Source organism: Paenibacillus sp. OT2-17 (genome assembly GCF_009827695.1).
In the GTDB taxonomy this organism is placed as follows: domain Bacteria; phylum Bacillota; class Bacilli; order Paenibacillales; family Paenibacillaceae; genus Paenibacillus; species Paenibacillus polymyxa_B.
Genome location: NZ_WUDQ01000248.1, coordinates 1 through 5,229, shown reverse-complemented (window position 1 = coordinate 5,229; position 5,229 = coordinate 1). Strand labels below are relative to the sequence as shown.

At 45.1% G+C, this 5,229-nt stretch carries 7 protein-coding genes; 6 read left to right on the top strand and 1 reads right to left on the bottom strand.

The window, feature by feature from the left end; genetic code table 11:
* Window positions 1–384, bottom strand: a 384-nt coding sequence (locus GRP75_RS18685) for a GerAB/ArcD/ProY family transporter (RefSeq protein WP_160790027.1), incomplete at its 3' end; no start/stop codon positions are given.
* A 178-nt stretch (window positions 385–562) separates the two neighbouring features.
* On the opposite strand from GRP75_RS18685, the gene GRP75_RS18680 reads away from it, so the two are divergent.
* The 6 genes from GRP75_RS18680 to GRP75_RS18655 form a co-directional block, all read left to right on the top strand.
* Window positions 563–2,092: a spore germination protein gene (locus GRP75_RS18680; RefSeq protein ID WP_028541285.1), complete on the top strand. Its 1,530-nt coding sequence runs from the start codon at window positions 563–565 to the stop codon at window positions 2,090–2,092.
* On the top strand, window positions 2,073–3,296 hold the full coding sequence (locus GRP75_RS18675) for a Ger(x)C family spore germination protein (RefSeq protein WP_160790026.1): 1,224 nt from the start codon (window positions 2,073–2,075) through the stop codon (window positions 3,294–3,296). The genes GRP75_RS18680 and GRP75_RS18675 overlap by 20 nt, the downstream gene beginning before the upstream one ends.
* Window positions 3,297–3,301: 5 nt before the next feature.
* A complete protein-coding gene (locus GRP75_RS18670; RefSeq protein WP_023988612.1) occupies window positions 3,302–3,532 on the top strand; it encodes a hypothetical protein in 231 nt (76 codons plus the stop codon).
* A gap of 103 nt (window positions 3,533–3,635) precedes the next feature.
* The gene (locus GRP75_RS18665) at window positions 3,636–3,779 is read left to right on the top strand and encodes a hypothetical protein (protein WP_160790025.1); all 144 of its coding nucleotides are present in this window, start codon (window positions 3,636–3,638) and stop codon (window positions 3,777–3,779) included.
* Between the two features lie 311 nt (window positions 3,780–4,090).
* Window positions 4,091–4,501 (top strand): MarR family winged helix-turn-helix transcriptional regulator, encoded by a 411-nt coding sequence (locus GRP75_RS18660; protein WP_160790024.1) that lies wholly within the window; start codon window positions 4,091–4,093, stop codon window positions 4,499–4,501.
* Window positions 4,502–4,574: 73 nt separating this feature from the next.
* The coding region (locus GRP75_RS18655) for an ABC transporter permease (protein ID WP_160790023.1) at window positions 4,575–5,229 on the top strand (655 nt) is incomplete at its 3' end.

Below are 5,229 nucleotides of genomic sequence, written 5' to 3'. Positions count from 1 at the left end.
AATCGCCATGAAGCGAATGACCCCGCCGGGTGTCCCTTCGTAAATCTGTGTGCACATGAAATCTTCGATTTCTCTGATATAGGTGGAGGCTGCAATCAGGAAAAAGAATAAATAACTCAACGCTACAGCTCCACCCACCCATTTTCCTAATACTTGTAATGAAAGCTCAATAATCGTTTTAGTTGGATCAATATTTGATGTAGATATCATCAGCTTTACGCATGCAAGTCCTAGCGGAATACTAATCAAGGCGGCAATCCACGCATCCTCGTGGGCTCCGGTTGCCATTGCTGCAGGATACACAAGTGCCATTTCCCCGATTAGCGAGAAAAGTCCAAGTAACATCATTTGAGCCGTACTGATCCGGTCCTTTTCAAGATTCATGAGATTCCTCCAAATCTGCTGCAAACTGCCCCTCAAGTTTTCTTTTGTCATTTCCTTTAGTATGTGATTTTATAACATAATTATTAATTGATAGTCGAAAAGGAATGTTAAGGGGATAATTATCAAGTTCTTCTGTCATACTATTTGTAGTTTGCTCACGGAATGCGGAGGTTGTGAGATGAAGGATACAATTACTGGCACATTATCACACCGCTTGGAGGACAATTTGGTGCAGTTGGTTCAACTGCTCGGGACAAGCACCGATTTGATCACTAAAAAGCTGGAATTGGATGAGTCTACGCATATCGCTTTGCTTTATATTGATGGTCTTGTGGATACACAGGTTCTGCATAACTCCATATTATTTTCGCTTCAGGAACGTTGTACCCCTGACCAAATGAGAGATCTTGATGCTAATCAGAAGATTGAGCTTTTGCGAAAACGTATGCTGATTGCGGGGGATCTATCCGTCACGCATGACCTTGGGCAATTTGTTCATGAGCTGTTATCCGGTAATATCATGGTGCTGGTTGACGGAACATCCAGCGCCCTACGGATCGGACTGCCTGGATGGGAGGACCGGAATGTAGGCGAACCAAGCTCACAATCAGTTGTACGTGGGCCGATGGAAGGGTTCACGGAAAATATGCGGACAAACACGGCGCTGATTCGAAGGAAAATTAAAGATAGCCAGCTATGGCTAGAAACCTTCCAAATTGGTAAGGTGACTCAAACCAGTGTATCCATTATGTATCTCGCCAACATCGCTAATCCTGACCTGGTGCAGGAGGTGAAGCGCAGATTGGCCAAAATAGATACGGACAGTATCCTGGAGAGCGGATATATTGAGGAGTTTATTCAAGATACGGCTGCTACGCCGTTCCCCACGATCTATAACAGCGACCGGCCGGATACTATCGCAGCGGGAATCCTGGAAGGCAAAGTGGCGATTCTTGTGGATGGAACCCCCTTTGTCCTGTTGGTGCCTACCTTTTTTGTCGCTTTTTTTCAATCTGCCGAAGATTATTATCAGCGGGCCGATATTGCCACCTTGCTACGGTTCATCCGTTTTCTTTCCTTTTTCATTACGTTGCTTGCGCCTTCATTTTATGTGGCGGTTACGACCTATCATCAGGAGATGATCCCTACCAATCTGGTTATCAGCCTTGCCGCACAGAGAGAAAGCGTTCCTTTTCCTGCATTTGTGGAGGCAGTACTCATGGAATTAACGTATGAGATTTTGCGGGAGGCGGGAGTGAGGATTCCAAAAAATATAGGGCAGGCGATATCCATTGTTGGAACACTTGTAATAGGACAGGCGGCGGTTGCCGCGGGCTTTATCTCATCAGCAATGGTTATCATTGTATCCATTACGGCCATATCCAGTTTTGTGATACCAGAGACGGGCATGTCGATCGCTGCAAGAATCATTCGCTTTGTTCTTATCGGACTAGCTGGCTTTATTGGACTATACGGAATACTATTCGGTATCTTTTTAATCGTGCTGCATTTGGCGAGTCTGCGTTCTTTTGGCATGCCCTATATGAGTCCGATCGGTCCATACCGTTCAAATGATCTGAAGGATTCCATCTTCCGCTTTACCTGGCCGCGTTTAAAGACAAGGCCGGCAGAAAGTATGATTCAAAATCTTGACCGTCAAAGCACAACCAAGCAAAAGGAGTCGGCAGATGAGCCCAAAAAACCGTAAAACTGTTTCGCGACTGCTGCTTACCCTTTTGGTCCCTATGCTGCTCAGCGGGTGCTGGGAAAGACAGGAGTTAAATGAAATGGCCTTTGTGCTGGGAATGGGGCTAGATAAGGCTGAATCTGGCTATAAGGTTACACTGCAGGTGGTTATTCCTTCAGCAATTGCCTCGCAGGCGGCGGGAGGGACGGGAGGTGCAGGGGTGCCAGTGATTGTATCTACCTTTACGGTCCCAACGATTTATGAAGCCCAGCGCAAGTCCAGTCTGGAAAGTGCGAGAGCTGGCTACTATGGGCATATCCGTATACTGGTGATTGGAGAGGAGCTTGCCCGGGCCGGAATTAGCGAGGCACTTGATATGCTGAAGCGGAGCCGAGAGCCGCGTAATGATTTCTATGCCATGGTCGCCAAAGACACCACTGCCGAAGATGTTCTGAAGGTCCTTACCCCGCTAGAGAGATTACCGGCAAGTAAATTATATAATTCCCTGGACAAATCTTATAAGACATCGGGCAAAACAGTCGCTGTTTCTTTGAACCAATTTATTGAAGATTTGTTGTACGAGGGGAAGAATCCGGTGCTAACTGGAGTGAAGATGTCAGGCAGTGTTAGTGAGGGCGAAAAGAAGAGCAATGTGGAAGATAGCTCGCCCACAGCCAAATTACAGTACAGTAATATAGCTGTATTTCGGAAGGATAAGATGATCGGGTGGTTAAGCGATAACGAGACGATTGGCTACAATTATATCACCAATAACGTTGTCAAAAGCTCAGGTCCTGTAATAGGAGACGACGGACGGCCCATCGTCATTGAAGCACTTCATACAGACACCAAACGTAAAGTCAAGATGATTGACGGTGAACCACATATTTACATCCATGTAAAGGCCCTGTGTAATGTTGAAGAGGTAATGAGCAAAGATAATCTGGAAGCAGAGCGCGTGATTACAGGGCTGGAAAGGAAATCGGAAGAACGAATTATCTTGCGGATGAAAACTGCAGTTAAGCAAATTAATGAGCGCTATAATGTGGATATTATGGGCTTTGGACAGTTGATCTACCGTGCCAACCCCCAAGCTTGGGCTAGGCTACAACAGAAAAAAGGGGACAATTACCTAAAATCGCTACCTATCCATTACAAAGCCAGCGTGTCGATTAACCGAATTGGTATGACATACAAATCTTTTATTGAAGATATCAAGGAGTGAGCGCAATGGTGTTACTGCTTTTTCTGGCAACAGCAGCGGTTTGTGCGGTCATCGATGTGCCTTTGCTGACACGAGGAAGCAGGCGCCGTGACCTTCTGGTCTGGGGCTTGTTTTGGATCACGGGCATTGGTGTAGTGGTCTGCTCCTTGTACAAAATCAATGTGCCGAGCCCATTGCTTCTGGTCATGATGATCTATAAACCGGTTAACAATCTGTTTACATCCTGGTTTTATTAGGTTGTAAGGAAATTCACCTTTTGTACCTCGGAAAGCGCTCCGTTCCTAATAGTTTGATCTTGTTGATATCATGGGTCACAGTTGAGTGGCGGGAGATGGTTGCTTGAACAGCGAAATGCTGCTATCAGAAATGCTTTTAAAAATAGTAGTATCTTTGATTTTAATGGTAGAAGTGAATGTTGGTAAAAGCAGCAGCAGTCTAAGACTTTATTTTTCAAGTCCTAGTGAGCTGCTGCTTTACTTTTAGAAGCAGTCTCTTACATATCCCCGATAAGTGAGAAAAGCCCAAGTAATATTATTTGAGCCGTACTGATCCGGTCCTTTTCAAGATTCATGAGATTTCTCCATATCTGCTGCAAACTGCTCCTCAAGTTTTCTTTGGTCATTTCCATTGGACTTTTGTGTAGAAAAATTGGTAAAAATACAAGCTGGTTACGAAGGTTTTTTTGTATTCCATATTTTCTCTAATTGACTTTGTAACCCGACATTATTATTATCTTATACTATAAGATTAATTATCTCATACTATAAGGTATTAGGGAGAAGGTGTTGTGACCATTGGATTATAAAGCATTAGCGAAAGAACTATTCGAGTATATCGTCAAATCGCGGAAACCAGCATTAGAGGAACGAGGGCACTTTTCACGTGGCGAAATGGGGATTCTCATTTGTCTGAATTTCAATAAGGACGGGGTTACCTCTGGCCACTTGAGCGAATACTTGTCCGTTAGTACGGGACGGGTGGCAACGGCACTGAAGAGCCTGGAGAAGAAAGGACTAGTTGTACGGCGTACTGATGTCAACGACAAACGTAAAGTGATTGTATTCATTACGGATTCAGGTAAGCAATTTATGATTGATAGGTATAATGAAGGAATCGCATGGACCGAGAATGTTCTTCGAAAGTTAGACGAAGAAGATGCCAAAGAACTGATCCGACTCATTAAGCTTATTGTCTCTAGAAGCTGAATTTCTATGCAGAGCAGGATGCACTATACTTCACCAAACATCAAAGACTATCAGATAAAAGGAGAGCAACAGAATGCTAAAGATATTCAAATATCTCAAGAAAAATGAATGGATGCTTGTGGTTTGCAGCCTAGCCTTCATCGTTGTGCAGGTATGGCTTGATCTGAAGCTACCTGATTATATGGCGGAAATTACGACCAAGCTGCAAACGGAAGGAACGCCTGTGTCCGAACTGCTGATTCCCGGCAGTTACATGTTGTTTTGTGCCGTCGGCAGTATGATTGCATCTATTATTGTGGGATATTTCGCGGCAAAGGTGGCTGCAGGGCTGGCTATGCGTCTGCGTGCGATGGTCTTTGACAAGACCTTATCCTTTTCAATGGAAGAGATGAATAACTTTTCGACGGCAAGCCTCATTACCCGCTCCACGAACGATGTTACGCAGATTCAAACGGTGGTTGCGCTGGGGCTGCAGGTGATCATCAAGGCACCGATTCTGGCCGTGTGGGCCATTGTGAAGATTGCGGATAAAAACTGGCAGTGGACCGCCTCCACAGGAGCGGCCGTGGCTGCTCTGATCCTGATGCTAAGTGTCATTGTTGTTTTCGCTCTTCCAAGTTTCCAGAGAATCCAGCGTCTCACCGATAATCTGAACAGGGTAACACGTGAGCATCTGATCGGACTTCGGGTAGTACGCGCTTATAATGCAGATCAGTATCAGCAGGAGA